Origin of the sequence: Staphylococcus cornubiensis (assembly GCF_900183575.1) — a bacterium.
GTDB classification, from domain to species: Bacteria; Bacillota; Bacilli; order Staphylococcales; family Staphylococcaceae; genus Staphylococcus; species Staphylococcus cornubiensis.
Genome location: NZ_FXUZ01000006.1, coordinates 1 through 25,017 on the forward strand (window position 1 = coordinate 1; position 25,017 = coordinate 25,017).

A 25,017-nucleotide genomic window follows, 5' to 3' on the forward strand; every position below is an offset into this window, starting at 1 on the left:
ACCGTCAGCAAAATCATATTTGCGATTATTACTATAAATTAAAAAAGCCACCTTACAATAAACATCATAAAGTGGCCATGATTGCTTGTGTGAACAAGCTCATTAAAGTTATTCATTACTTAAACGCTACAAACTCAAGATATGATTATGAACGTGCTACAAGCCATTTAAAGGCTAACTAGGATAACCACTTCCATTAGCCAAGCACTATGCACATCTTGAGTTATATACACAGGAAAATTCTACCTTAGTCATACTCGTTATGACTAAACAACTCAAATTTTTCCTACATATTCAGTATAACACCTAGAAAAAAATTTTAAAATCAGCTAGGTGTAGTTCAGCGATGCCAAAATACTAAAAAAACACTTGCAAAACAGTAAGAAAGGGAGCATGGTGGGCGTAGCCAACGTTTAAAAAACATCTGTACCATCAAATATTCAAACCAGAAAACTCATGTCACACCAAATGCTTCAAAACCTCATCCATGAAATAACAATGCACCACACCATAAAAAATGCCCCTGATGTGAGATGAAGCACATCAGGGGGCTAAAGGTTTTAAGATTTTAAGATGATTTTTTTAATTATCTAGAGTTGTAAAAATGATACAAGATGTCAGTTTGTTGCTATAGATGAAAGGGAGTGTATCACTATACCAACAACCTTAACTATAGAATCAAGTTGTAATTTTTGGAGGCGTTACGCAATTTTAGGGGTATAACGTAACTACCCAATGCATGTCACGATATCAAGGGCTAATTAATATCATGGCATATGTCAACATGTTACAGTCGATATCGGTTCACCCTATGTACTAGAGGGATAACATAGGCGTGCCTTCAACTGTTCAATAGGATTCATACCTGCTGTTCAATCTTACTTTAGTTATGGAGGATAAACATTTCCGTTGCAACAATCTGCTATCAACTATGCTGAGATCGTTCAACTTGGCTTTTACTTACTAAGGGAAATATGAATGCTTGCTTACTGTAGTCTTTTTAGGAATGACTGATATGTGTATGATTCTTGACCCTTGGCTTCAAGTAACGGATTTGATTGAAATGCGAACAATGTTGAGATAGGTATCAGCATTGTTACTTTGTAATGCAAACATGGATATCAGTGTGCGCACAATAACAAATATCATGTAACATTACGTGTTCCCACCATCAATTAAGACAGGTTGTGCAGGGCTAATGCGACGTTGCCTTAATTGAATTGTTCAATGATAAAACGATAATATCAGAGGCTCATTCATATCGTTCATGCGGTCATCACAGTGTACGCATAGGGCTCAAGTTATGCCTTTGAGACCAGATGAATCGCTACGAAAAAGCAAAGCCATTACAGAGAATGACATGTGATAGACGTTTATCGGATTGAACAATTTTAAGATAGCACATCGGATAGGTTTTGTAAATAAAAATGTTAGGCAAACCTAAAAATATTCTTCAAATATATGTATAGACAAGTGTTTGGATGCCTTGAGGTGCATGCTTGTTTAAGGATGAGTAATAAAAGGGTAAAACACGTCGATATATATAAGCGACAATTTTGATGATATGTTGCAATTTTCAACGCTTGGAAGGCATTGTTGGTTGGAACAAGTCGACTTGCGATGTAAAGTGTTCATTATACTGAATCAAAATGTCTTAAGGGGGAAAAATCGTGTCGAAATGGTTGTACAAGTTCGGTAAGTGGATTGCTGAACATAAATGGTTAGGAATTTTAGGTTGGCTGATTGCGCTCGTCATTATTATGACACCCATTCTTATCAATGCCCCTAAATTTCAAAGCGATCTAACGATGAATGGTCTGAAGTCGTTAGATACGAATGATAAAATTAACGAAGCTTTTCATCAAGATAGTGAAAAGGCATCGATGCGAATTGTCTTTCACACAGATAAAGATGATGGCATTAATGAGAAAGGGCTTAAGGCAGATATTGAAAAAGCTTTGACAAATATTGAACACCAAGACGATGAAATTCAACATGTGTCGAGTCCGTATGAAACGAAACAAATCAATGATGAAAGTAATACTGCCATTGCGGATATCAATTATGTTGTACCGCAAACGGATTTAAAAGCGCATTCTAAACAAATCATTAATCAAGAGTTAGATGATTTGAAAGATAAACATAACATCCAAACTGAAACGACAGATCGGATGGCTGCGAATCCTGAAGTGGGTGGCGCCTCTGAATTGATTGGGATTGTAGTGGCGTTTATCGTACTATTAATTACTTTCGGTAGTGTGGTAGCGGCCGGTTTACCGATTATTAGTGCACTCATCGGTTTAGGGACAGGTGTGGGTATCATTTCGCTTCTTACATTTGTCTTTGATATTCCTAATATTACTTTAACGTTAGCGGTAATGATTGGTTTAGCGGTAGGGATTGACTATGCACTCTTCATCTTATTCCGTTATCGGGAAATACGTAAAACGGAGCCTAGTCATACGAAAGCTGTAGGTCTTGCGGTAGGTACTGCAGGCAGCGCGGTCATCTTTGCTGGAATTACGGTTATCATCGCAGTGTGTGGGTTGTCACTTGTAGGGATTGATTTCCTTTCAGTGATGGGCTTTGCATCAGCGGTGAGTGTCTTACTTGCTGTGATCAGTGCACTGACATTACTTCCTGCATTGATGAGTATTTTCCATAAGAAGATAAAAGTACGTTCTCAACAAAGTGTCTCAGAAAAGCCAGATACATTTTGGTCTAATTTTGTAGTCGGAAAGCCTGTACTTGCGACGATTTTAAGTATTGTGATTTTAGGATTGGCAATATTACCGGTCTTTCACATGCGTCTAGGTATGCCAGATGATAGTACACAGCCGCTAGATTCATCTCAGCACCGTGCGTATGAATTGGTATCAGATGAATTTGGTGAAGGTTATAATGGGCAAATTGTCATGTTAGTCAATACGAAAGATGATGGCAGTGAAGACAATATTAAAAATGACCTCAATCAAGTGAAACGTGATATTGAAAAATTGGATAATGTCGAAACGGTGAGTCCACCTCAATTGAACGACAATCACCGTTATGCATTGTTATCTATTATTCCTAAAGAGGGACCTAATACAGTATCAACGAATGACCTCGTATATGATTTACGTGATTATAGTGATGTAGCGAAAGATCGATACCATTTTGATACAGAAATTTCAGGTCAAAGTGTGATTAACATCGATATGTCTCAAAAATTAAATGACGCCATTCCTGTATTCGCGGGTTCTATCGTCGTCTTAGCATTTATTTTACTAACAATTGTTTTCCGTTCACTTTTAATTCCATTGAAGGCTGTAGGGGGCTTTGTCTTATCATTAGCGGCAACGTTAGGTTTTACGACGTTTGTCATGCAAGATGGTTTCTTAAATCAATTATTTGGTGTGAGTCAGACAGGTCCGTTACTTGCATTCTTACCGGTGATTACGATTGGTCTCTTGTTCGGCTTAGCAATTGATTATGAGATCTTCCTAATGTCTCGAATTCATGAAGAGTATGTGAGAACGAAAGATAATACACATTCAATTAAAGTAGGTATTAAAGAAAGTGGCCCAGTCATCGTTGCCGCAGCATTAATTATGTTCAGTGTGTTTATCGCATTTGCATTCCAAGATGATATGGCGATTAAATCTATGGGAATGTCACTCGGATTTGGTGTGTTATTTGACGCGTTTGTCGTAAGAATGACACTCATTCCAGCCTTAACGAAATTATTCGGTCGTGCGTCATGGTATATGCCGAAATGGTTGGATCGCATCTTGCCAAATGTCGATGTAGAAGGGACTGCGTTACAACAATCATTACAACAAGAGCGAGTGTCACAGGAACATGAAGTACCACACCGCTCATATAACGAAATGGATGAAGTGACACAGCGTACAACAATGCCAGACGTCCAACCTGCACCGATGACAGAAGAAGATCAAGATCATGTAACGGCATTACTACAACTTTACAGAGAACTTGCGCATGAACATCAAGACCCTGATTTCTTGTACCATGCATTAGTTGAATATGCAGAAAAACATAATCGTTCAGCGTATCAACGCCATCAGATGCACATGGCAAAACAGCACCCGAACGAAACGAATGACGATAGAGACTAAAGGAGGGCCGTCTATGTTTAAAAGAAGAAGTGTGCGATGGATAGGGATAGCTTTCATTTTCATCATGACCATTGTATTGTCTGCATGTGGCCAAAGTGAGTCCGACTCAGATCAAAAGGCGATGGAAATGGGAGGCAAAGAAATCGAAATCCCATATACGAGTGATGGTTCGACTGCGCGTTCACTTGTCATTGCAGAAGTATTGAAAGAAGCGGGTTACGACGTCATTACGACACCTGTACCGTCAAGTGGTCCAATGTATGCATCTGTTGCACAAAATTCAGATGCGTTTCATGCGAGCGGTCGTTTTCCAGATGTGGACGACAGCTATATGCAAAAATACGGTAAGGATTTAACAATTTATGACGAGGAACATTTAATTGACAATGCACCTGTAGGTCTTGCCGTACCGAAATACATGTCGATTGATAGTATTGCTAAACTTGACGATGAAGCAGATATGGCAAAAGAAGTAAGTCATAAAATTCAAGGCACAGATCCTCGTAATGGTGTGATGAAACAAACGAAAGCCGTACTTGATGATTATGACTTAGACGATTGGCAATTAGAAGAAGCATCTGATGAAGAAATGTTAAAAACACTTGAAGAAAAGTATAAAAAACAAGAACCGATTATCATTACAGGTTGGCAGCCGCATTGGTTATTCGATACATTTGAAATGAAAATGTTGGATGATCCGAATAAAGCTTATGGTAATGAAAAGAAACATATCGACTTAGTGTTCAATAAAGACTTTAAAGATGAGCACCCAGCTGCATACACGATTGCGACACGTATTGCGAAAGATTGGGATAAAAAAGATGAAGATGACTTGATGAAGCAAATTTTTATCGATAAGAAAAATGCAGAACAAGTCGCACAAGATTATGTTGATGACCACGACCGTCAAGTAGACGACTGGATGAGTGGTATTAACGGCAACAAATAAAATAGTTGGGCGAGCAAAATATCACTAACACTTCACACATGCGGTATTCAGAATGGTGGAAAGGGTTACGTGATATGTGATAAATTACATCCGTATACTAGTGAAGAGAAAGAGGCGTGATTTCGGATGTATTCTGCCACCCAAAAACGAATGCGACAACACATTATTGCGACAATGCTCGAATTATTGAAAGAAAAACAGTTTAATGCGATTACGATACAAATGATATGCGACCTTGCAGAAATTAATCGAAGTACGTTTTATCGCTATTTTGAAGATAAATATGACTTACTCTATTACGTGAGTCTTGAAATTTCTAACAGAGTGGATAATTATGCGCATAGTAAAACACAAGGACCTTTCTTTTATAATATGTTGAAATTTATGGATGAAAACAAAAAGTTGTTCAAAAATATTGTAACGACAGACAATCGCGTAGACATTTTTGGTGATTTGGTCAAACTTGTGAGTCGCATGATGCAAGATGATGCTCAACAAAATGTGGAAAACAACGATCCAATTATACGTCAAATTAGAAAAGCGCAACATCCTGTGGTGATTAGTGACTTTTATAGTAGTGGATTAATAGAAGTGTTGAAGCGGTGGTTAGAAAATGATTATCCAATCGATGTAGAAGAGATGGCAGCGTCATTAGAAATTATTTTTATGGTCGATAGCAGTGCAAATCAATAGAAATCAATGAGACTGATGGACGGAAAGCAACGTTTCATCAGTCTTTTTTATTGGAGGAAAGTGAATTTTTAAGCATTTAATCAAAACTGATACAATCTATAGTATTTATTTAAATATAAAACGATTAATAAGCGGATGTTAATATTTAGTTAAGAATTATTAATACCTAGTTTATGTCAATTGCATCTTTAAGGCTTTATCATGATACATGTAATCCCAAATGGAAAGAAGGAATTTGTTATGAACATGAAAATGGCATTAGTTTCAGGTGCGTTAGCGACAACATTCTTGCTTGGTGCTTGTGGTAACGACAACATGGATAAAGCTAAAGAAGATAACAAAGCTGAAACATCTATGAAAGACAACAAACAGGATGAGTCTAAAGCATCAGATAACGCAAAAGTGATGAAAAAAGGCACATTCAAAGGCGAAAACAATGAAAAAGTAAAAGGTAACGCTGAGATTAAAGATGGTAAGTTAATGTTAACAGACTACGAATCATCAAAAGGTCCAGACTTACACGTTTACTTAACAAAAGGTAACGACATCAAAAAAGGCGTTAAGTTAGATGAAGTCAAATATGATGAAGCAACACAAACTTTCGACCTTAAAGACGTAAACGCAGCAGACTATGACACAGTAACAATCTACTGTGACAAAGCACACGTTATTTTTGGATCAGCAGCACTTAAATAATCAACGAGAGAAAACATCACGAAGAAAGGAGTGTGACATATGGCGATCGCTTATAAAGTCTTAATTCTCCTTATTCGCTTAGGTTCAGGCTTTTATATACTGATGCAAGGATTTGAAAAATTGACAGGTGGCTTTGCGATTGATGGACTCGTTTCAGTCATTCGCGACAACCAAGATTCCCCACAATGGTATAAGACATTTTTTGAGTTTGCAGTTGCAAATCATCTGGAAATTTTCAAATGGATGGTCCAAATTGGCGAGATTGCAATTGGTTTAGGTCTCATCTTAGGCGTTATGTCTTATACTGCGAGTTTCTTTGGCGTGTTCATTATGTTAAATTATATTTTAGCTGATATGATTTTTACATACCCACTGCAATTGTTGTTCTTCGTCATTTTATTAATGAATAGAGAGACATTAGCAGCAATAAGTTTAAATCATTTCATCAAACGTAAAAACATAAGGAATGATGAACATGGCGCACATACTCATAGTTGATGACGAGCAAGACATCAGAGAAATATGTAAAACCTATTTTGAATACGAAGGTTACCAAGTAACTACGGCTTCAAACGGCGCAGAGGCACTCGATATTTTAGATAGAAATATTGATGTCATGGTAATTGATATTATGATGCCAGAAGTCAATGGTTACGAAGTGGTCCGCGAGATGAAAAATAGAGGACTCGATATCCCATATGTTTATTTAACAGCGAAAACAAGCGAACAAGACACCATATTCGGTTTAATGTTAGGGGCAGATGATTACGTCAAGAAACCCTTCAGTCCCCGAGAGTTAGTCATACGTGTTAAAAATCTATTACATCGTGTCAACGTCACAAGTCCTTCCACACAAGAAACGATTCGTTGTGGTAGACTCGTATTGAATAACTTAAACAAAACCGCAGAATTAGAAGGGGAAGTGATCCCTTTTCGCATCAAAGAGTTCGAATTGTTATGGCACTTTGCGAATAATGAATCTGTCGCTTTGTCAAAAACAGATTTGTTAGAACAAGTTTGGGGTTACGAGTATTACGAAGACATGAATACGTTAAATGTTCATGTCCACCGTATACGCGAAAAATTAGAAAAATATGGCTATGACGACTATATCATTGCAACGGTATGGGGGCTTGGCTATAAATTTCAGAGGCAATTTTAAATGACGATACGTAAGCAACTCATATATTCGTTTATCGTTACAATTATCACAACGACATTTTTATTTTACACGCTATACAAATTGATGTGGTTTGACGGACCACTGACAATTCTTTTGACGTTATGTTCGTTTCTTTCCGGTATGATGACACTGATTATCGGTATCTTTTTCACAGTCCCCATGATCAAAAAGATAGAAAAATTAAACGAAAAAACTCAAAAAATAGCGAATGGCCAATTTGAAACAGAAAAGACGAAGATACATGCCCCTAAAGAAATACAACAATTGAGTGAGTCTTTTGATCAAATGGTCGACAAGATTCAAGAGCAGATGAATCTCATTAAAGAAGAGCAAGAAGAAAAGATGAATTTAGTCCAAAATCTTGCGCATGATTTAAAAACACCTTTAGCAAGTATTAAATCCTATTCAGAAGGATTGCGAGACGGCATTATTCATAGTGAATGTGATACGCAAAAAGCATACAGTATTCTCATTAGCCAGTCTGATCGATTATCGAGAATGTTTGATGATCTGACGGACGTCATCACAGTCAACCACCAAGAAAGCGAAGAGACGCTCATTCACATGGATCAATTGCTTATCCCAATATTTGAAATATATTCACAAAAATTACACCATGAAAATAGACAGCTTGATGTAGAAATAGAACCAAATATCAAACCTTTCATTCAAGACCAACGCGCGATAGAACGTATCCTCATGAACTTCATCGACAACGCGCTTAAATTTTCCGACCACGGTTCGCCCTTAGCCGTGAAGGTCTTAGAAGATAATGACGAAATTGCCATCTCCGTCATTGATCAAGGTATGGGTATTATGGAATCTGATATTAAAAACATATTTGAACGAACTTTTCGTGTAGAAAGTTCTCGACATAAAGATACAGGTGGTTCCGGTCTTGGTCTATATATTGCCCAAACTTTAGCACATCAAATCGGTGGGCATATCGAAGTGAGCAGCACATATGGCCAAGGTACGACAATCACATTACGCTTCCCTCCAAAAGTATATTAAGTATAGATAATAATTCTCAAACTCAGTACTTCTCAAACCTTTCATAAATTATTAATAGATAAAACAGGCGTTAGGATATAGTCCTAGCGTCTTTTTTGAGTGTTTTTAGGGGGGCAAGGTGATATTGGAACGCTCAAAAAGAGATTGAGATAAAGTAGGTAATTCTGATTTTAATTTACACACGGCTTATCATGAATGGGGGACCTAAATTTCAATGCTCCCCACTTTTCCTTCAACTCAGCAGCATCTTTATGTTGCAAATGCACATCTCTCTTATGATGTTTTTTCACTTTATATCTTTATTTTAAGTGTTGTTGCTTCTTGGTATTTGCTTTCTTTATTTCAATTTCCTATATGTTCAAATTTCTTCATTTCCATTTTAATTATGTTTTTATGTTTTTGAAATGTCTTTGATTATGAATCGTTTAAGGTTTTAATGAATACAACTGCAGTGTAGTGTGGAGGTTGATGTGTCATGAAACTAAAGCATTCCTTCTAGCTACATATGCAAAATTTCGTTTTGAAAACTGAAGTGAATTGCACATCTATAACACTTCTTGAACGATTACAATAATGACATAGGAGGTTGAACGTTGCTAACGAACAGACAATATGAAATTTTAGACAAAGTCATCAAAGCTAAAAGTTTCGTTTCCATTGCTGAATTGGCGAATGAATTTGAGCGCTCCGAAAGAACCATTCAATACGATATTGAGTACATTGAGTTTATGAAGGAATCATTGCATTTACAAATTCAAAGGAGTAAGAGTAACGGAATTAAAATTGACTGTGAAGATTTTAGTGCGATTCAGCAGATGAATAAAGCAACTTTTCCAGACGTGCATTTTACGAAAAGTGAGCGACATTTGCAGATTTTGCTACATCTGTTTGAAGCGAAGGCACCTGTCAATTCGAGAATGTTATCTGCTTTAGTCAATGTTTCTAGACGTACGATTGTAGATGATTTGAAAGATGTGACAGAGTGGCTTCAAGACCAAATGTTAACTTTGCAATATGTGAAAAATAAAGGGTTTGTCATCAATGGGGACGAGGTGAGCTATCGAAAAGCTTATGGTCTGGTCATCCATGAATATGTAAAGTCAACGAATGAATTAGTACGTAAGACGTTATTTGAGGATGAAGATATGCAATGGATGCGTCAAATTGTACTCAATACGTTAGAAAACAAGCAATATCCTCTCTTTCAAATTGCGATTGATGGATTGGTCATTCATTTGTTGATTGCCATACAGCGTGTTAAAAAGCATTTTACTATTGAACCACCTGTAGAAGCACTCACAGCACTCATGGAGACGGATGCATTTCAGATTGCTCAAGCGATTCAAGTGGAAGTCGAACGTCATTATGACATTGATTTTCCGACGTCTGAAACAATGTTCATCGCATTACATTTATTGGGAGCTAAAAAGTTAAAGGTTGATAATGATCATGTCGGGACTGAGGAGCTTAAAATACTCATTCATCAATTTGTGGAAAGAATGAGTGCAAGCTTAGGCATCGATTTGATTAAAGATACGAAATTGCTCAATAATCTATATCTTCATTTAGCCCCCGCATTAAACCGTTTAACGTATCGTTTCGTTCAACAAAATCCTATTAAGCAAGATATTTATGCACAGTACATGGCAATAACTGAAGTGATTACCGATAATATTTGGATTTTTGAAGAATTGTATCATGTTGATTTTACCGATGATGAAATCGCTTACTTGACACTTCACGTGGCTTCAGCGATAGAAAGATTAACACAGCATAAAGGTCGAAAAATCAAAATTGTATTATTGTGTGGTTCTGGTATTGGAACTTCACAATTATTAAAGGAAAAATTGCGAAAAATATATCCAGAGTTTGATATTTTAGATGCTTATTCGTTATATCAAATTGATGAATCCAAGTTGAAGCAACGGTATGTGGATTATGTGATTACGACTGTGCCGATTGAATTGGAAGCGATTAAATGTGTGAAAGTGACACCGTTTTTAGATGAGAAAGATAGAGAGAAATTAAATCATATCATTAATAAAGAACGAGAACGTATTGCACATCATTTAACACGTCAAGGCTTGCAGTTGAAACAAGTCATGAAGCCGGAATATATGGCGACAATAGAGCGAAAAATGTCGCGAAATGAGGCAATAGCAGAAGTCATGCGTCCGTTAGAACAAGCGGGCATGATCAATGCACAATACAAAAAAGAAATTATGAATAAGTTGGATGAGTTTGGGGCGTATATGGTGATCAGCCCACATATAGCGTTACTTCATGGCAGTACAGAACATGCGTTAAATGGGGTAGGCATGACATTGTTTTATTTTGAACAGGGTGTCTATTTTGATCATGAACGTTTTGATCCAGTCAAGCTGATGATTGGCTTAGCGACGGATGAACCACAGAAACATTTAACTGCTTTGAAAGAACTAAGCGATATTTTAATGGATGACACCTTGCGCGGCCAACTCTTACATGGAGATTTAACGGGATTAAAAAATAAATTAACGTGTTTGTAAAGGAGGCCGAATATGTCTTTAGAAATGCTGACAGAAGATAAGATAAGTGTTAAAGAATGTGTTGTTTCTTGGGAGGAAGCGATTAAAGAGGCGTCACAACCACTCCTTGATCAAGCATACTTTAGTGAAAGTTATGTCGATGCAATGATAGACAGTGTGTACCGTTACGGACCTTATATCGTGATTGCACCTGAGATTGCGATTGCACATGCAAGACCCAATGGCAATGTGAACAAAGTCGGCGTCAGTTTGTTGAAATTGAATCAGCATATTAATTTTGCTGATAAGAGTCATTACGCCAGTTTAGTTTTTGTATTTAGTGCAGTAGACACCCATTCACATTTGGATATTTTACAAAGTCTAGCACGGGTTTTAGGCGATATTGAAACAGTTGAAAGTTTAATTCAAAGTCATGATGAGGCTGAAATATTAGCAATTATAAAAGGGGTTGAGGCAAAATGAAAATTTTAGTGGTATGTGGTCACGGTTTAGGCAGTAGTTTTATGGTAGAAATGAATGTCCAAGAAGTGTTGAAACAGCTGACATTAAAACAAAATGTCGATGTTGAACATAGTGACATTATGTCAGCAAGTCCTGAAATGGCAGATTTGTTTATTTGTGGACGAGATTTAGAAGAAAATGCGGCACGACTCGGGGATGTCCTTATTTTAGATAATATTTTAGATAAGGAAGAGTTGGAAAGAAAGTTAACAGATAAATTCGAGACGTTAGAAATGATTTAAAATAAGGAGTGTTGTCTATGCAATCTATACTTGATTTAATCGTCGATGTGCTGAGTCAACCTGCAATACTCGTTGCTTTAATTGCTTTAATCGGCTTGGTTGTACAGAAAAAGCCAGTATCAGTCGTGACATCTGGGACAATTAAAACGATCTTAGGATTTTTAGTGTTAAGTGCAGGTGCCGGTGTCGTTGTGCAATCATTGGAACCATTCGGTAAAATTTTTCAACATGCATTCGGAGTACAAGGTGTCGTTCCGAACAATGAAGCGATTATTTCGATCGCTTTAGAAAAATATGGAACAACAGCAGCACTCATTATGGTGTTTGGGATGTTAGTCAACATTTTAATTGCGCGTGTGTCGAATTTAAAGTTTATTTTCTTAACAGGTCATCATACATTTTATATGGCAGCGTTTTTAGCTATCATTTTAACAGTAGGTCATATTAAAGGTGTGCTCACAGTAGTGTTAGGTGCATTGATTTTAGGTTTGATTATGGCGGTGTTTCCGGCGTTGGCACAACCAACAATGCGAAAGATAACAGGGAATGATCAAGTCGCATTAGGGCATTTTGGAACTGTGAGTTATTGGGCAGCTGGTGAAGTCGGGAAATTGTTTAAAGGCCGTTCTAAATCGACTGAAGAAATTAAGTTTCCTAAAGGGTTAAGTTTTTTACGTGAAAGTACAATCAGCATTTCATTAACGATGATCTTGCTTTATTTGATTGCAAGTTTATTTGCTGGTGTCGGCTATGTACATGATGAAATAAGCAAAGACCAAAACTTCATCGTCTTCTCACTCATTCAAGGCGTTACCTTTGCGGCAGGTGTATTCATCATTTTGACAGGTGTGCGTTTGATTTTAGCTGAAATTGTGCCTGCATTTAAAGGCATTTCAGAAAAGTTGGTCCCACATTCGAAGCCAGCACTGGATTGTCCGATTGTTTTCCCGTATGCGCAAAATGCAGTGTTGATTGGTTTCTTCGTCAGCTTTTTAACAGGTGTCCTTGGCATGTTTGTAATGTTTTTAATTGGTGGCGTGGTCATTTTACCAGGCGTCGTGCCACATTTCTTCTTAGGTGCAACATCAGGTGTATTTGGTAACGCACGTGGTGGCATTAAAGGGGCGATTGCGGGTTCGGCTTTAAATGGTCTACTGATTACGTTTTTACCGTTACTTTTCTTGCCATTCTTAGGAGATTTGGGACTCGCTTCAACAACCTTCTCAGATACTGACTTTTTAGTTGTCGGTATTGTGTTTGGTAATATCGTTAAATACTTAGGCATGATAGGTCTGGTCATCGGAATTGTTGCAACAGCAATCATCGCGATGGTGTTACAAAAACGCGGTCGAACAACATCAGAAGCAACAAAGTCTTAATAAGTCTTGCTTTAGAATAAACTTGCACTTTTCTTAAAGAGACGCTATAATGATGTCATAAAACTCGTACATTAAGTACTACACCAAACCCCCTCACTCTTGTCCAGTGAGGGGGTTTTTAATGGTGTGGCTACGATCGCCTATTTTTATTCCCGTTACCTTTATTTCGTAGCCAATAGGCAAATAAAGCAACGGTGCACCCACTGAGGACAGTGAGTGTATATTGAGCTAAAAACTCGCACATCTTCCTACACCTCCCTTCATGTCAAGATGACACCTAAGGATAGGCGATACCCTATTATATTACAAAACGAATATAAAAATAAAGTTATAATATGTTATACATTATTTATTGATTTTCTGTCACATAATGAATATCTTTTTCTTAAAAATCAATGTCACATCATGTTATTTTTTAATGATTTACCACTGGTTTACCCCACTTTTAAAAGCTTTGTAATGATGATTTTGAAGTATATCGAAGTGAACTCAGTGTTTATCAATCGAGTTATGTTTTCCAGCCTTCTTATATGATATTACCCAAATCAATGGCACGAGGAAGTTATTTTTGACACCTTCTATCTCACAATACTTTGTTCACATAATGTTAAAAAAGAAATGACAAATCGGTTAATGATTCAGATATCATTTGAAAAACACTACATATAGTGTTTATGATTAATTATAGACACTACATATAGAAAAGAGTGATATTTTGACACAACTTGAAAAGCAATTAACTGGTTTAATGACAAAAGATCCGACGATTGTAAATGAAAATGCAAATAAAGACAGTGAAACTTTTTCAACGATGCGTGATTTGACGGCAGGTGTCGTTTCAAAGTCTTACGCGTTACAACACTTGTTGCCACCACACGTTGCGATGGCACATCAAAAAGGTGAAATTCATTTTCATGATTTAGATTATCATCCATTTCAACCTTTAACAAATTGTTGCTTAATCGATGCGGAAGGAATGATGGCCAATGGTTTTCAAATTGGTAACGCACAAGTGACCTCTCCAAAGTCGATTCAAACAGCCGCTGCTCAGTTAGTTCAAATTATTGCCAATGTGTCGAGCAGTCAGTATGGTGGTTGTACGATTGACCGTGTTGACGAATTGTTGAGCCATTACGCACATTTTAATGAAGAAAAGCATCGAGAAGTTGCTCGTGAGTTTGTTAAGGATGACCAAATTGATGCCTATGTGGATAAACGTGTGACGCAAGATATTGCTGATGCGGTAGAAAGCTTAGAATATGAAATTAATACGTTATACACATCGAACGGTCAGACACCTTTCGTCACACTAGGATTTGGTCTTGGGGAGGACGAACTTAGTCGCAAAGTGCAGACAGCGATTTTAAAAACACGTATTAAAGGGCTCGGTAAAGACCGTATTACAGCCATTTTTCCAAAACTTGTATTCTCAATTAAAAAAGGGACAAATTTTGCACCAGAAGATCCGAATTATGATATTAAACAGTTAGCGTTACAATGTGCGATGAAGCGCATGTATCCGGATATTTTAAATTATGACAAAACAGTGGAACTTTTAGGAGATTTTAAAGCACCGATGGGATGTCGTTCATTTTTACCTGCTTGGCAAAATGCGCAAGGTGAGTTTGAAAATAATGGACGTTGTAATTTAGGTGTTGTGACACTGAATATTCCACGTATTGCAATCGAATCAGCGGGAGATATGACACGTTTTTGGGATTTGTTTGATGAACGTATGCAAGTGTTACATGATGCGCTCGTTTATCGTATTGAACGTGTGAAAGAAGCCGTACCGAATAATGCGCCCATTTTATATAAACGTGGTGCTTTTAAATATCGCGTTAATGAAGAGGATCCTGTTGATACATTCTTCAATCAACAGCGTGCCACTATTTCTATGGGGTATATCGGATTATACGAAGCGGCGACCGTCTTTTTTGGACCGAATTGGGAAACGAACCCTGAGGCGAAAGATTTTACGTTAAATATATTAAGACAAATGAAAAATTACCAACATGAATGGACAGCGCAATATGATATTTGGTTTAGCATTTATAGTACGCCAAGTGAATCGTTGACAGACCGTTTTTGTCGCTTAGATCGTGAAGCATTTGGTGACATTCCGGATATTACCGATAAAGGATACTATCAAAATTCTTTCCATTATGATGTGCGTAAAGATGTCACACCTTTTGAAAAGTTAGATTTTGAAAAAGACTACCCTTATTTGGCATCGGGGGGCTATATTCATTATTGTGAGTATCCAAAGTTAGATCATAATATTAAAGCACTCGAAACAGTTTGGGATTATGCTTATGACCGAGTGAGCTATCTCGGTACGAATATTCCGATTGATCGTTGTTATGATTGTGGTTTTGAAGGTGATTTCGATACAACGGAAACAGGTTATCGCTGTCCGGAGTGTGGCAATCAAAACCCAGAAACGGTTGATGTGGTCAAACGGACTTGTGGGTATCTCGGTAATCCTGTGCAACGACCAACAATTGAAGGACGCCATAAAGAAATGTGTGCACGAGTCAAACATCTGAAGGTACGCCAGTCATGAGTATGCCACAAGTGACGACTGGTGCTGGCTACATCGCAAAAATTGAATACCAAAGTTTCGTCGATGGTGAAGGCGTCAGATGTAGCGTGTATGTCTCTGGCTGTCCGTTTAAATGCGAAGGTTGTTATAACAAAGCAGCTCAGCATTTTCGTTATGGTGAGGAAATGACAGATACGGTAATTGATGAGGTGCTCGAAGCTTGTGCGCCGGAATATATTGCTGGATTGAGCATTTTAGGTGGGGAACCCTTTAGTAATTTAAAGGTAGTAGCCCCACTTGTCCAAGCATTTCGTGCACGGTACGGTCGGAAAAAGTCACTGTGGATATGGACGGGCTATTTATTCGAATATTTATGGCGTGCGAACGACAAGCGAACAGCAGTAATGAAACAAGCAGACGTCATTGTCGATGGAATGTTTGTCAAATCATTGTATCGACCGAACTTGCCTTACAAAGGTTCGCTCAATCAACGTGTCATTGATGTCCAAAAGTGGTTGAACACTGCACAATTGAGTCAGTCGATTTATATTGAATAAGTCGTGTATGACCGAGCAAATGGTTATAAAATGATGAGAAAAATTTAACACTATGTTTGAAAATGAAAGTCTATCTTTTTAGGTAGGCTTTTTTACTGTAAACAATATCCTAAAATAGTTATTGCACTTCTTACAAGATTAGCGTATAATTTTAAATCGAAATCATTACTGTTTGGTTGGGAGGAGACCGCATTATGAAAAAAGGTTTTAAAGTATTGGCGACAGTACTTTTATCAGGAACTATTCTCGCGGCATGTGGCCAAGATGGGGACGACAAAGCATCAAAAGATCAGCTTAAAGTGACAACGACAGTGTTCCCACTACAATCTTTTGTGAAACAAATTGGTGGCGAACATGTAGAAGTCAATTCGATTTATCCTACAGGGGCAGACTTACATAGTTTTGAACCTACACAAAAAGATATTATCGATGCGAGCAAATCAGATTTGTTCATTTACACTGGCGATGATTTAGATCCTGTAGCGAAAAAAGTAGCAGGCGCGATTAAAAAAGATGATCATAAGCTATCATTAGAAGGTAGTTTAGATAAAGCAACATTATTAACAGATCAACATGAACATGGTGAACATGAAGAGCATGGCGACCATGATGAGCACGGTGACCATGACGAACATGGTGAAGAGGGACACGAGCATGGAGAAGCACATGAAGAACATGAGCACCACCATCATGGCGGTTATGACCCACATGTATGGTTAGACCCGCAAATGGACAAAAAGTTCGTTACAGCAATTCGTGATGACTTAAGTAAACGTGATCCAAAACATAAAGCAGAATATGAAAAAAATGCAGACAAAGTATTAAAAGACTTAGATAGCATTGATAAAGATTTAAAAGATGTGACAAAAGATCACCAAGGTCATGCGGTATTTATTTCACATGAATCATTAGGTTACTTAGCTGACCGTTATGGTTTCGTTCAAAAAGGGATTCAAAGCTTAAACGCTGAAGACCCATCACAAAAAGAACTGACTGAAATTGTGAAAGAAATTAATGATACGGGCGCAAAATATATTCTTTATGAAGAAAACGTCGCAAATAAAGTGACAGATACGATTCGTAAAGAAACAGATGCACAACCATTGAAATTCAATAATATGGAAGCTGTATCAAAAGACCAAGCGAAAGATGCCACATATCAATCATTAATGAAAGAGAATGTGAAAAGCATCGAAAAAGCACTCAACGACAAAATTAAAGTTGAAGATGATAAAGCGGCGAACAAACACAGCAAAGCAATCCAAGACGGCTACTTCAAAGATGACCAAGTGAAAGACCGTGAATTATCAGATTATGCTGGTGAATGGCAATCTGTTTACCCATTATTGAAAGACGGCACACTGGATGAAGTGTTCGAACATAAAGCAGAAGACAAAGGTGACAAATCTGCAAAAGAATACAAAGCTTATTATGACAAAGGTTACAAAACGGATGTAGAAAAGATTAAAATTACAGACAATCAAATTACGTTTACGAAAAATGGTAAGTCTATGACAGGTACGTACACTTATGATGGTAAAGACATTTTGAAATATGATGGTGGCAATCGTGGCGTCCGTTATACATTCAAACTTGAAGGTGACGCATCAGAAGGTTTACCGAAATATGTACAATTTAGCGATCATAATATTGCACCTACGAAAACAGGACATTTCCATATCTTTACAGGAAATGACCGTGACAAAGTATTGAAAGAATTAGAAAACTGGCCAACGTACTATCCAGCTCATCTTTCAAAAGAAGAAGTAAAAGATGAAATGTTAGCGCATTAATATGCCTAATCAAAAAACCGGACGAGACATGTATCTCTTCCGGTTTTTTGCGTTTTGAGGTGGTTTGAACGGTTTCTCCAATATTATTACATTTTATGATTTTTGGTTAAGGTAGCTTGTTGGATCTACTGCATATTGATTACCAATGCCGCCATCCATACGTTGGAAGTGGAGGTGAGGTGCTGTTGAGTTACCTGTACTACCAGACAAACCAATTTGGTCGCCGGCTTTGACTTGATCGCCCGCTTTAACGTTAAGTTGATTCATATGCATATACCATTGATATTTATTACTGTTAGCTTCTTGAATTGTGACTTGGTTGCCGCCACCATAATTGCTCCAACCACTTTGAATCACTTTACCATCTGTTAATGAGTAAACAGGTGTATTTTCATCCATCGCATAGTCGACACCATAGTGCGCGCCACCACCGTGATATTGACCGTATGGTTGTAATTGTTGATGGCTTGTTAACCAGTCAGCAGATTCTGCACGGCCTGAACTTTGTTGTGATGAAGCGGATTGTGACGTCTGCTCGATTTGAGGTGCTTGGACTTGTTGTGGTGATTGAGATGAATTTGACTGAGATGTACCGTTTACTCGTTGTGATGAAGTAGCATCGTTTTGTCCGCTTGTCGCCTGATTGTTTGAGTTAGAAGCTAAGTTAGGTTGTTGATGATATGAATATGGCGCTGCTTGATTTGTATTGTTTTGAGGTGCATAGCCATGTTGTTGTACACTGTCATGACTTTGACTAGGCGTGTAATCATTGTCATCGTATGCCCCTTGTTGAATGTATTGAATTGGGAAATAATAGTAGTGAATATGTCCCGCGTGATCGATACGTGTGAAATAGTATGCTTTATTGTCAAACATGCTTTGGTCCCATTTGCCATCGAGTGTATGATGGAAGTTACCTTGTGCATCTTCAGTGATATAACCATATGAGAAAATGTCTTGCGTTGATTGAGATGGTACAGCTTGCTTAGTTTGTGGTTGTTCAGCAGCATCTGCAGTGTGACCCGCAGCTCCCAAAATACCTGCTGAAATTGCCAAAGTAGAAATGCTTATCCATTTTTTCATCTTAAAAACATCCTCCTGTAATTGATCTGCAAGTAACTGTATCAGATTCTAAAAATGAAAGGAAGAGGTGTAAAATGAATTTAACACGGTAGTAATCTTTCAAAAATGATGTAATATACCAAAAAGATGATGGGAGAAGGCGTGAAAGGTTAAAAAATGAATTTTGGAATATATTGAATTGTAGTCTGTTTGTAAAATAATAAAAAGTATGGATAACGTCTTGATTTCACAATGTAAGTAAAATAAGCGCTATCCATACTTTGATTTTAATAATTAAAAATTAGCGTGTCATACGACTTAGATTTTGTTGACTGACGCATCGTAAATCGCATCAATCGTTTGACCTAATAAACGATCAAATTCTTCGTCAGATTGGCTCACGCGTAAGTCATTAATTAATGCACGTGAGAAACTTGCGATTAAGCCGTGATTTGTTTTTAAGAATTCATTGGCTTTTTCAAGGCTGTAACCACCTGATAATGCAACAACACGTACGACATTTGGATGGTTGATTAATGATTGGTATTGATTTTTTTGAGTTGGAATTGTAATTTTTAACATAACATAGTCTTCAGAACCAAGTTTGTCTAGATGTTTTTGAATTGATTCGGCTAAATATGCTTCAATTTCAGCTTTTTGTTCTGCATCAATATTCACTTCTGGCTCGATAATAGGTACAAGGCCTTTTGCGATGATTTGACGCGCAATGTCGAATTGTTGTTCAACCACTGCATCGATACCTTCTTTATTGAATTCTAAAATGTTAGAACGCATTTTTGTACCGAAAATTTTATGTTCGTTTGCACGGTCTAATAAACTATCTAACTCAGGAATAGGTTTCATGAGTTGGACACCGTTTTCTTTATCTTCTAAGCCTTTATCTACTTTTAAGAAAGGCACAATACCTTTTTCAGCTAAATATTCGCCAGTGTGCTTGCCTTCAACTTCACGATCCATTGTTTGTTCGAATAAAATCGCGCCAAGCACTTTATCTGCAGAAAATGATGGAGAAGTTACAATACGCGTACGCATGTCATGAACGAGTTGGAACATTTCGTCGTCATTTGTGTATTGATCTTCTGAAATACCGTAGCCAAGTAACGCTTTAGGTGTACTACCACCACTTTGGTCTAGGGCTGCGATAAAGCCATTTCCATTTTTAATTTTATCAAATTGTTCTTGATTCATAGTGACTTTCACTCCTCAAAACTATATTATTATACGTCTAGTATGACGAATTATAATGATAGATTCAAATAAAACGGAAAGCCTAAAAATTGAAAAAATCGTGATAAACAAGCGTAATGAAAGGCATTATCATATTGTGTCTATAAAGTGAACATTTCTTAACGTGGTGACAGGAAGTGAAGTGATTTTTATAGAGAGGTGAAAAGTGTTTTAAAATGTGTGGAATTGGTAGAAAGTTTTATAGCCATCATTGAAAAGCAGGAGAATGAAATCTAGTAGTAGAGCGCTTATAAATTTCAATCCCGCTTATCATTGATAGTCTTGAATAAAACTAATAATTAACCTCGATGTCATGTTTTTTCACGAAGTCAGAAATATTCTCGGGTAATGGTTGGTCTGTAATGATTGCATGAACACTTTCTAATGGTGCATAAGTTAATAGAGTACTTTTATTCATCTTACTGGAATCTACACAAACAAATTTTTGTTTACTTTTCTTCATTACAACTTGCTTGATATAGTTTTCTTCTACCTCTGAATTACTAAGTCCATTTGTTACATTGATACCTGTTGCTGCCATAAAAGCTTTTTGGATATTAATCTTATTTAATAAAGAGTGGCTATCGACACCTATAAAAGATCGAGTTGTTTTTTTAAATTGCTCACCTATAATAAACAGATCAATATTATCAAATTGCGAGGCCTTATTAATAACATCTAGACTGTTAGTAATAACCGTTAATGGTAAACTCTTATCGACATAATCAAGAATATGCATTGTAGTCGTACCAGTATCAATATAAATAACATCACCAGCAACTAGTTTTTGTGCTGCTAATTTTCCTACATACTTTTTTTCTTCTGAATGTTCAATATTACGATCATTAAAGTCTGTTGCACTTGAGTAAGAGATATTTAAAGATTCGACACCACCATAAACCTTCTTAACTTTATTCATTTTTGCCAATTGATTTATATCTCGTCTAATTGTGTTAATTGAAACATTAAAATGTTTACTGAGTTCCTCTAGAGTAACGGCATTTCTATCGTGTATGAAATGTTCAATTTCAAAAATACGTTTGGCTTTCATAACAATTCCTCCATTAATATGAATATACCCAAAAATTGAAAGAATAACAATCTGTAAACAAAAGTTAACCAATAAGTTGACAGATAATTATGACTAATATAGAATTAAAATCAATATATGACCAACATATAATCAAAAGTTGCTCATATACTTAATTTTTGCGCTGAGATGTAAGCGCTTACCAATGAAGGAGGTAAAGTTTATGGCTGAACTTTTAAAAAATTATATTGGTGGCAAGTGGGTCGAATCAAAATCCGAAGAGAAGATTGAAGTACTTAATCCGGCAACAAAAGAAGTTATTGCTTACGTACCTATTTCAACTAGAGAAGAGTTAGATGAAGCAGCAAAAGTTGCACAAGAAGCATTTTTGAAATGGAAAGAGGTCGCTGTTCCTAAAAGGGCACGTATTTTATTCAAGTTTCAACAGCTTCTCATTGAAAATAAAGCGTTATTAGCGAATATCATCACTAAGGAAAATGGTAAAAACACTCAAGAAGCACTTGGAGAAGTACAACGTGGTATTGAAAATGTTGAATTTGCATGTGCAGCACCAACTTTAATGATGGGGGATTCATTATCAAGTATTGCTACAAATATTGAAGGAACAAGCTATAAATATCCAGTAGGTGTTGTAGGCGGTATCACACCGTTTAATTTTCCAATGATGGTGCCTTGTTGGATGTTTCCAATGGCTATTGCTTTAGGGAATACATTTATTATTAAACCTTCTGAACGAACACCCTTGTTAGTCAATAAGTTGGTTGAATTATTAGAAGAAGCGGGCTTACCTGATGGTGTATTCAATGTTGTACATGGCACAGTGGATGTTGTGAACGGCATTTGTGAAAACGATAATATTAAAGCGATATCGTTTGTTGGATCAAAAACTGTTGGTGAAATTGTATATAGAAAAGGTACGAAAAACTTAAAAAGAGTTCAGTGTTTAACAGGTGCTAAAAACCATACGATTATTCTAGATGACGCAGATATCGATAGCGCCGTTAAAGATGTTATTGGTGCAGCTTTCGGTTCTGCAGGTGAAAGATGTATGGCAGCGGCAGTTGTAGCAGTACAAGAAGGTGTTTATGACACGTTTAAAGAAAAGCTTGTACAGGCGGCTAAAGATATTGTTATAGGTAATGGTATTGAAGATAACGTATTTTTAGGTCCTGTCATTAGAGAAGAAAATAAAGTTAGAACATTAAAGTATGTAGATATAGGGGTTGAAGAAGGGGCTACGCTTATATTAGATGGTAGAGAAAATAACAAAGAAGAGGGTTATTTTGTTAAACCTACTATTTTTGAAAATATTACAACAGATATGACGATTTGGAAAGATGAAATATTCGCTCCTGTTCTGTCACTTGTTAAAGTTAAGTCTTTAAAAGAAGGAATCCAATTAGCAAATCAATCTGAATTTGCTAATGGTGCATGCCTATTTACAGATAGTGCTTCTTCAATCAGATATTTTAGAGAAAATATTGATGCAGGAATGTTAGGAATCAATTTAGGCGTTCCTGCGCCTATGGCAATTTTCCCTTTCTCTGGTTGGAAATCTTCATTCTTTGGCTCATTGCATTGTAATGGTAAAGATAGTGTTGAATTCTATACACATCGAAAAGTTGTTACAGCACGAAATGGTGAACCAAGATTCTAAAGGAGGCGCATCAATGTCTTACTTACTAAAAAAGGCAAAACAGACAGATGGCGGAATATCGTTCATTCACCAATATAAAATGGATGATTTAGGTTTAGCGTACATTGGATTTGAAGTGATTGATATTTCAGCAGGAACGGAGTATCTTTTTGAAACCCATCAGCTTGAAGTCTGTGTCGTTGTTCATACAGGAAAAGCGAATATTAAAGTTGATAATCAAAATTTCGAGAATTTAGGGCGCAGAGATTCTGCTTTCGATAAAGTACCGACTGATAGTGTTTATGCCTCAAGTGAAAGAAGTGTGTCAATCACAGCGATTGATCATGCAACAATCATATTATGCTTTTCAAAATGTAGTGTACAAAGACCGACACAATTAATTAAAGCAGAAGATAATACTGTAGAAGATCGTGGTAAATATGCCAATCAAAGACATGTTCACAACATTTTACCTGACTCTCATGAAGCAAGTGAGAACTTATTAGTTGTTGAGGTGTATACGAATCAAGGAAATTGGTCGAGTTACCCACCACATAAACATGATATTGATAATTTGCCACATGAATCACTTCTTGAAGAGGTTTATTATCACGAAATGAATCCTAAACAAGGATTTGTATTCCAACGTGTCTATACCGATGACAGAAGTATAGATGAAACAATGACCGTTGAAAACAGAGATTTAGTAGTGGTTCCCAAAGGTTATCATCCGGTAGGTGTGCCTGATGGATATGACAGTTATTACTTGAATGTAATGGCGGGTCCTACGAAAGTTTGGAAGTTTAATAATGCAAAAGAACATGAATGGATTATCGATAGAGATTAGGAGGAAAGTAACATGAGCGAGAAGAAGCATATTGTTGCGATTGGTCGTGCTGCCATTGATCTCAATTCTGTTGAAATCAATAGACCAATGGAAGAAACAAAAACCTTTAGCAAGTATGTAGGAGGTTCTCCAACAAACATTGTCATAGGCGCATCAAAGTTAGGTCTCAACGTAGGATTAATTGCCAACGTGTCAGATGATCAGCATGGGCGTTTTATTACTAATTATCTACAAGAAGTTGGGGTAGACACGTCACAAATTTCTATTGATAAGGACGGACATAAATCCGGATTGACATTCACTGAAATATTGAGCCCTGAAGAGTCCAATATCTTGATGTATAGAGAAAATGTAGCAGACCTTAACTTGAAACCAGAAAATGTCGATGAAAATTATATTAAAAATAGCCAATATTTATTGATTTCTGGTGTTGCTTTATCACAGTCTCCTTCACGTGAAGCTGTTATTAAATCTTTACTTATCGCTAAAAAATATCAAGTGAAGACGATTTTTGAGTTAGATTATAGACCTTATTCATGGAGAAATGAAGAAGAAACATCACTTTATTATGAATTATTTGTTCATCAAGTGGATATCGTCATTGGTACTCGCGATGAATTTGACAAAATAAATGCATTTCAACCTTTATCAGATGCCGAAATTAGCGAGACAATTTTTAAGAATAGCAAGGCTGAATTGGTTGTAATTAAACATGGGGTACAAGGTTCTAATGCTTATACAAGTACGGGTGAATACTATACAGGTCAAGCATATAAAGCTAATGTTCTAAAAACTTTTGGAGCTGGAGATTCTTATGCAGCAGCATTTTTATATGGATTAATTAAGACACAAGATATTCAGACCGCTTTACAGTATGGTGCGGCCTCTGCAGCAATAGTGGTGAGTAGTCACAGTTCAAGTGAAGCGATGCCAACAATTGAGAAAATAGAAGCGCTTATTCAAGAGCAAAGTTAG

The 25,017-nt window shown here is 36.8% G+C and carries 21 protein-coding genes and 1 pseudogene; 18 read left to right on the forward strand and 4 right to left on the reverse strand.

All coding sequences use genetic code 11. The features are described from left to right. The 12 genes and pseudogenes from CCE82_RS13165 to CCE82_RS07985 all read left to right on the forward strand — a co-directional run. Positions 1-182, forward strand: a pseudogene (locus CCE82_RS13165) (IS110 family RNA-guided transposase); the annotation flags it as partial. Between the two features lie 1,488 nt (positions 183-1,670). Further along, on the forward strand, positions 1,671-4,118 hold the full coding sequence (locus CCE82_RS07935; protein WP_086428867.1) for an MMPL family transporter: 2,448 nt from the start codon (positions 1,671-1,673) through the stop codon (positions 4,116-4,118). 13 nt (positions 4,119-4,131) lie between these two features. Beyond that, positions 4,132-5,067: a glycine betaine ABC transporter substrate-binding protein gene (locus CCE82_RS07940; protein WP_086428868.1), complete on the forward strand. Its 936-nt coding sequence runs from the start codon at positions 4,132-4,134 to the stop codon at positions 5,065-5,067. Between the two features lie 126 nt (positions 5,068-5,193). Beyond that, positions 5,194-5,760: a TetR/AcrR family transcriptional regulator gene (locus tag CCE82_RS07945; RefSeq protein ID WP_086428869.1), complete on the forward strand. Its 567-nt coding sequence runs from the start codon at positions 5,194-5,196 to the stop codon at positions 5,758-5,760. Positions 5,761-6,000: 240 nt separating this feature from the next. Further along, positions 6,001-6,456, forward strand: a complete 456-nt coding sequence (locus CCE82_RS07950) for a DM13 domain-containing protein (protein ID WP_086428870.1) — start codon at positions 6,001-6,003, stop codon at positions 6,454-6,456. Between the two features lie 39 nt (positions 6,457-6,495). Beyond that, positions 6,496-6,954 carry a DoxX family membrane protein gene (locus tag CCE82_RS07955; protein ID WP_019169240.1) on the forward strand — a complete coding sequence of 153 codons (459 nt, stop codon included), beginning with the start codon at positions 6,496-6,498 and terminating at the stop codon, positions 6,952-6,954. Next, entirely contained in the window at positions 6,932-7,618 is a 687-nt protein-coding gene (locus tag CCE82_RS07960) for a response regulator transcription factor (RefSeq protein ID WP_086428871.1), read from the forward strand. The genes CCE82_RS07955 and CCE82_RS07960 overlap by 23 nt, the downstream gene beginning before the upstream one ends. Beyond that, the gene (locus CCE82_RS07965; RefSeq protein WP_086428872.1) at positions 7,619-8,653 is read left to right on the forward strand and encodes a sensor histidine kinase; all 1,035 of its coding nucleotides are present in this window, start codon (positions 7,619-7,621) and stop codon (positions 8,651-8,653) included. Between the two features lie 593 nt (positions 8,654-9,246). After that, positions 9,247-11,181: a BglG family transcription antiterminator gene (locus CCE82_RS07970; protein WP_086428873.1), complete on the forward strand. Its 1,935-nt coding sequence runs from the start codon at positions 9,247-9,249 to the stop codon at positions 11,179-11,181. Between the two features lie 12 nt (positions 11,182-11,193). Further along, positions 11,194-11,643, forward strand: a complete 450-nt coding sequence (locus tag CCE82_RS07975) for a PTS sugar transporter subunit IIA (protein WP_086428874.1) — start codon at positions 11,194-11,196, stop codon at positions 11,641-11,643. Next, complete coding sequence (locus tag CCE82_RS07980) at positions 11,640-11,924, forward strand: PTS sugar transporter subunit IIB (protein WP_086428875.1); 285 nt, start codon at positions 11,640-11,642, stop codon at positions 11,922-11,924. Before CCE82_RS07975 ends, CCE82_RS07980 begins: the two co-directional genes overlap by 4 nt. A 17-nt stretch (positions 11,925-11,941) precedes the next feature. Beyond that, complete coding sequence (locus CCE82_RS07985) at positions 11,942-13,303, forward strand: PTS ascorbate transporter subunit IIC (RefSeq protein ID WP_086428876.1); 1,362 nt, start codon at positions 11,942-11,944, stop codon at positions 13,301-13,303. A 130-nt stretch (positions 13,304-13,433) separates the two neighbouring features. Here CCE82_RS07985 and CCE82_RS12880 read toward each other — a convergent pair whose 3' ends face one another. Next, on the reverse strand, positions 13,434-13,547 hold the full coding sequence (locus tag CCE82_RS12880) for a type I toxin-antitoxin system Fst family toxin (protein WP_119184404.1): 114 nt from the start codon (positions 13,545-13,547) through the stop codon (positions 13,434-13,436). A gap of 504 nt (positions 13,548-14,051) precedes the next feature. On the opposite strand from CCE82_RS12880, the gene nrdD reads away from it, so the two are divergent. The 3 genes from nrdD (at position 14,052) to adcA (ending at position 18,198) form a co-directional block, all read left to right on the forward strand. Beyond that, entirely contained in the window at positions 14,052-15,869 is a 1,818-nt protein-coding gene (gene nrdD / locus CCE82_RS07990; RefSeq protein ID WP_420822111.1) for an anaerobic ribonucleoside-triphosphate reductase, read from the forward strand. Next, positions 15,866-16,405, forward strand: coding sequence for an anaerobic ribonucleoside-triphosphate reductase activating protein (gene nrdG, locus CCE82_RS07995; RefSeq protein WP_086428878.1), 540 nt, complete (start codon positions 15,866-15,868; stop codon positions 16,403-16,405). The genes nrdD and nrdG overlap by 4 nt, the downstream gene beginning before the upstream one ends. 194 nt (positions 16,406-16,599) lie before the next feature. Next, positions 16,600-18,198 (forward strand): zinc ABC transporter substrate-binding lipoprotein AdcA, encoded by a 1,599-nt coding sequence (adcA, locus tag CCE82_RS08000; protein ID WP_086428879.1) that lies wholly within the window; start codon positions 16,600-16,602, stop codon positions 18,196-18,198. A gap of 93 nt (positions 18,199-18,291) precedes the next feature. Here the strand turns inward: adcA and CCE82_RS08005 are convergent, their stop codons facing one another. The 3 genes from CCE82_RS08005 to CCE82_RS08015 form a co-directional block, all read right to left on the reverse strand. Continuing rightward, entirely contained in the window at positions 18,292-19,281 is a 990-nt protein-coding gene (locus tag CCE82_RS08005; RefSeq protein ID WP_086428880.1) for a M23 family metallopeptidase, read from the reverse strand. A 297-nt stretch (positions 19,282-19,578) separates the two neighbouring features. Next, positions 19,579-20,469: a fructose bisphosphate aldolase gene (locus CCE82_RS08010; protein WP_086428881.1), complete on the reverse strand. Its 891-nt coding sequence runs from the start codon at positions 20,467-20,469 to the stop codon at positions 19,579-19,581. A 331-nt stretch (positions 20,470-20,800) separates the two neighbouring features. Beyond that, a complete protein-coding gene (locus CCE82_RS08015) occupies positions 20,801-21,559 on the reverse strand; it encodes a DeoR/GlpR family DNA-binding transcription regulator (protein WP_086428882.1) in 759 nt (252 codons plus the stop codon). Between the two features lie 202 nt (positions 21,560-21,761). On the opposite strand from CCE82_RS08015, the gene CCE82_RS08020 reads away from it, so the two are divergent. The 3 genes from CCE82_RS08020 to iolC are packed head-to-tail and all read left to right on the forward strand — an operon-like array spanning position 21,762 to position 25,017. After that, positions 21,762-23,216 carry a CoA-acylating methylmalonate-semialdehyde dehydrogenase gene (locus CCE82_RS08020; RefSeq protein ID WP_086428883.1) on the forward strand — a complete coding sequence of 485 codons (1,455 nt, stop codon included), beginning with the start codon at positions 21,762-21,764 and terminating at the stop codon, positions 23,214-23,216. A 13-nt stretch (positions 23,217-23,229) separates the two neighbouring features. After that, positions 23,230-24,042 (forward strand): 5-deoxy-glucuronate isomerase, encoded by an 813-nt coding sequence (iolB, locus tag CCE82_RS08025; protein WP_086428884.1) that lies wholly within the window; start codon positions 23,230-23,232, stop codon positions 24,040-24,042. A 12-nt stretch (positions 24,043-24,054) separates the two neighbouring features. Beyond that, entirely contained in the window at positions 24,055-25,017 is a 963-nt protein-coding gene (gene iolC, locus CCE82_RS08030) for a 5-dehydro-2-deoxygluconokinase (protein WP_086428885.1), read from the forward strand.

Bases quoted from the DNA above. Each gene is read 5' to 3' on its own strand.
- CCE82_RS07940 (WP_086428868.1), top strand. From the start codon at position 4,132: ATGTTTAAAAGAAGAAGTGTGCGATGGATAGGGATAGCTTTCATTTTC.
- CCE82_RS07945 (WP_086428869.1), top strand. From the start codon at position 5,194: ATGTATTCTGCCACCCAAAAACGAATGCGACAACACATTATTGCGACA.
- CCE82_RS07950 (WP_086428870.1), top strand. From the start codon at position 6,001: ATGAACATGAAAATGGCATTAGTTTCAGGTGCGTTAGCGACAACATTC.
- CCE82_RS07955 (WP_019169240.1), top strand. From the start codon at position 6,496: ATGGCGATCGCTTATAAAGTCTTAATTCTCCTTATTCGCTTAGGTTCA.
- CCE82_RS07960 (WP_086428871.1), top strand. From the start codon at position 6,932: ATGGCGCACATACTCATAGTTGATGACGAGCAAGACATCAGAGAAATA.
- CCE82_RS07965 (WP_086428872.1), top strand. From the start codon at position 7,619: ATGACGATACGTAAGCAACTCATATATTCGTTTATCGTTACAATTATC.
- CCE82_RS07975 (WP_086428874.1), top strand. From the start codon at position 11,194: ATGTCTTTAGAAATGCTGACAGAAGATAAGATAAGTGTTAAAGAATGT.
- CCE82_RS07980 (WP_086428875.1), top strand. From the start codon at position 11,640: ATGAAAATTTTAGTGGTATGTGGTCACGGTTTAGGCAGTAGTTTTATG.
- CCE82_RS07985 (WP_086428876.1), top strand. From the start codon at position 11,942: ATGCAATCTATACTTGATTTAATCGTCGATGTGCTGAGTCAACCTGCA.
- CCE82_RS12880 (WP_119184404.1), bottom strand. From the start codon at position 13,547: ATGTGCGAGTTTTTAGCTCAATATACACTCACTGTCCTCAGTGGGTGC.
- nrdD (WP_420822111.1), top strand. From the start codon at position 14,052: ATGACAAAAGATCCGACGATTGTAAATGAAAATGCAAATAAAGACAGT.
- nrdG (WP_086428878.1), top strand. From the start codon at position 15,866: ATGAGTATGCCACAAGTGACGACTGGTGCTGGCTACATCGCAAAAATT.
- adcA (WP_086428879.1), top strand. From the start codon at position 16,600: ATGAAAAAAGGTTTTAAAGTATTGGCGACAGTACTTTTATCAGGAACT.
- CCE82_RS08005 (WP_086428880.1), bottom strand. From the start codon at position 19,281: ATGAAAAAATGGATAAGCATTTCTACTTTGGCAATTTCAGCAGGTATT.
- CCE82_RS08010 (WP_086428881.1), bottom strand. From the start codon at position 20,469: ATGAATCAAGAACAATTTGATAAAATTAAAAATGGAAATGGCTTTATC.
- CCE82_RS08015 (WP_086428882.1), bottom strand. From the start codon at position 21,559: ATGAAAGCCAAACGTATTTTTGAAATTGAACATTTCATACACGATAGA.
- CCE82_RS08020 (WP_086428883.1), top strand. From the start codon at position 21,762: ATGGCTGAACTTTTAAAAAATTATATTGGTGGCAAGTGGGTCGAATCA.
- iolB (WP_086428884.1), top strand. From the start codon at position 23,230: ATGTCTTACTTACTAAAAAAGGCAAAACAGACAGATGGCGGAATATCG.
- iolC (WP_086428885.1), top strand. From the start codon at position 24,055: ATGAGCGAGAAGAAGCATATTGTTGCGATTGGTCGTGCTGCCATTGAT.